The 1,123-nt window shown below is 62.4% G+C and carries 1 protein-coding gene and 1 pseudogene; both read right to left on the bottom strand.

What is annotated here, in order from left to right:
• A partial coding sequence (locus tag AC58NV_RS23630; protein WP_497229318.1) for an IS110 family RNA-guided transposase occupies window positions 1-918 on the bottom strand: 918 nt, incomplete at its 3' end.
• Between the two features lie 86 nt (window positions 919-1,004).
• Window positions 1,005-1,123: pseudogene (locus tag AC58NV_RS23625) on the bottom strand (transposase); the annotation flags it as partial.

Here is a 1,123-nt window from a genome sequence, read left to right as displayed (position 1 = left end):
TCGCACGGCCCAGCTTTTCAGCTGCGAGAAACGTTTCACCTGGTGGATCACGCATGACGCTGCCTCGAACAGTAGCCCGCGCATCGCGCTGTCACCGCATTTCGAAACGCGCCCCGACCAATCCACCTCGCCAGACTGATGCCGCTTTGGCGTCAGCCCAAGAAAAGCACCCACATCCGACGTCCGGCTGAACCCACCGGGATCATCAATCAGGGCTATGAAGCTGAGCGCGTTGACCGGACCTACACCGGGGATTGTCATCAGGCGGCGCGCGACAGGATGGGCCTTGGCCCTTTTCTTCACCGCCTTATCCAGGTCGTCCGCCGCTTGGCACATCCTGGCATGGGCAGCGATGAAGGCATCGGCTATGGCCCACAGAGCCGGGTCGGTCTCGCCCGCTGCCGCCAGTTGATCGCGGAACGCCTGCCTCTGCCGGCCCTGGCCAATGCCGACCATACGGATGCCGAAGGTTTTGAGGACGCCACGGATGTGACCTTCGAGGTCCTTGCGCAACCGGATCAACCGTTCCCGCACGCCTACCAGGCTGCGAAGCCGGTCCGCCTCCTCGCTGCGGATGTGAACCGGTGTGAACCAACCGGTGCGCGCAAGCTGTGCCAGACCTTCGGCGTCGGCGGCATCCGACTTGTTGAGCCGTGACGACAAGCTCTTTTGCGCCTTGCGGGCATCAATGCAGGTCGCAGGCAGACCGAGGCCGGCGAGGCCGCGCTGCAACCAGATCGACAGCATTCCGCTTTCATGCACGATCCGTCGGGGCGTGAGATCACGGTTGCGAAACCAGCCCGCGACGCCCTCGGCATCGGCGGGACAGACGCCACGCGCTACAGTCTCGCCGTCTCTGTCCGCAACGCAGATCGAAATCTCTTTCAGCGACACATCCAAACCGACATAGTATTCCATAGGTCGTTCTCCTCGCGGCTTATATCCATGAGGCCAACATACCGGACCTAGTTCGCCCCCGGAGAGCGACCGCCGCAATCACACCATGTCTTGTGCAGCCCGTAGGATTCGGGGGTGTCTCGCCAGCGCAACCCATTGCGGTTGATGAAGATTATCCCGCTCAATACGCGTCGGTCATCGACCCGAGGCTTGCCGTGCGACTTCG

It is taken from the genome of Leisingera sp. ANG49, assembly GCF_059694505.1.
The sequence above is the reverse complement of the archived record's forward strand: the minus strand, read 5'-3'. Positions and strand labels throughout refer to the sequence as shown.